The sequence below is a fragment of the Escherichia sp. KCJ4928 genome, assembly GCF_004352695.1.
Lineage (GTDB): Bacteria > Pseudomonadota > Gammaproteobacteria > Enterobacterales > Enterobacteriaceae > ECMA0423.
The window spans coordinates 1-1,304 of record NZ_SJWV01000411.1 but is presented as its reverse complement, the minus strand read 5'-3'; the positions used below and the strand labels follow the sequence as shown (position 1 = coordinate 1,304).

At 51.9% G+C, this 1,304-nt stretch carries 2 protein-coding genes; both read right to left on the bottom strand.

Annotated features, from left to right (window positions below; genetic code table 11):
* Nucleotides 1-179 precede the first annotated feature (179 nt).
* Entirely contained in the window at nucleotides 180-455 is a 276-nt protein-coding gene (locus E0D98_RS24360) for a type II toxin-antitoxin system RelE/ParE family toxin (protein ID WP_000421257.1), read from the bottom strand.
* Entirely contained in the window at nucleotides 455-739 is a 285-nt protein-coding gene (locus E0D98_RS24355) for a ribbon-helix-helix domain-containing protein (RefSeq protein ID WP_001178089.1), read from the bottom strand. The genes E0D98_RS24360 and E0D98_RS24355 overlap by 1 nt, the downstream gene beginning before the upstream one ends.
* Between the last annotated feature and the right edge of the window lie 565 nt (nucleotides 740-1,304).

Sequence of the window (1,304 nt, the reverse complement as noted above, 5' to 3'; positions counted from 1 at the left end):
GCTTACTTCCGTACATTTCCTTGCGTAGATATACAGAATTGTACGATTTCGGACACCAAAACCGCTGTTGTCCCGCCATTCTGGCGATTCCTGAAAGTTATTTGACTAAAAAATAGTCTTAACGTGGTTTATTTTCCGAATTCCAAGCGGCCCCCTGTTAAGTTGTCCCCACACACAATCTACCTGTTTTCTCGTGTGTGCCACAGGCGCAATACATAAATAGTCTGGCCATTAAGTTCGTAACGGATTTCGTACTCGCCAGCAAAAATCCGTCTGACTTCCCTGGGTTCAAACTGAAACAACTGTTCTCCCATACGTGGATGAGTTAACAGAATGACCGGTGCCTGTGTCAGGGATTGCACCGTTCTGGCGGCCGCAGGTTTACTGGCCAGCACCAGAAAATCATATAACCGCGCCAAATCAGAAAGCGCCTTACTGGTCCACTTCAGTTCCATCAGCGTGGCACCGGTAACGGATTGTCAGTACTGAGGCTGTCCGCCCAGGCCTGTACAGCCTGATGGTCGATAACCTGTCCGGATGTCACATCGTCCAGGGCTTCCAGCGTCAGGCGATTACGCTCCTCCTCCTGGGCAAGCCATGCAGAAAGCGCCTGTTTGATAACCCAGCCCCGGGAGCGTTCCAGCCTGGCGGCCATCTGGTCGACTTTATCAGCCATAGGTAATGGCACATGCGCGGTAATGACTTTTGTTGCCTGTGCGGTATTGTTTTTCATTTGCATATCCGATTAGTTGTTAATCATATTTAATCATAGTGATTACTTTCAGACGGAACAAGGCAAATAATGCGCGTCAGCGCATGTAAGGCGGCATACGGTGGTTACATGTAGCACAGGTGTGAAACCGCCGAAGCCCGGCGTAAGCCGGTACGGATTGATAGATTTCACCTTACCCATCCCCAGCCCTGCCAGACCATACCCGCTTTCAGCCATGAGAGAGCTTCTGTGCGCGGTCGGAGTGGTCCCGACGAGGGTTTACCCGAAGTCGGGGCGTATCTCCGCGTTAGCGGGCCGTCAGGGCCGCTTACGAGCGTGTACTCGATACTTCCAGCCAGAACACTGACAGCCATGATGAGGTGTAGTTACAACATTCATAATTAAAAGCGATGTTGTTCCCGCCCTTCGGGCGGGGGCGGCCTCGCTTTTCAGTTATGAGGGGTGGCACGGTGCTGCGTTTGTGTGGTGTTTTTATTCCTGATGTCTTTTTGCTGTGGTTTCAGAACGGTGAGGTTGGGGGCCCGCGCGTTAGCGTGGGAGGTGCATATTTGCTTGTCCACAGGACAGGCAC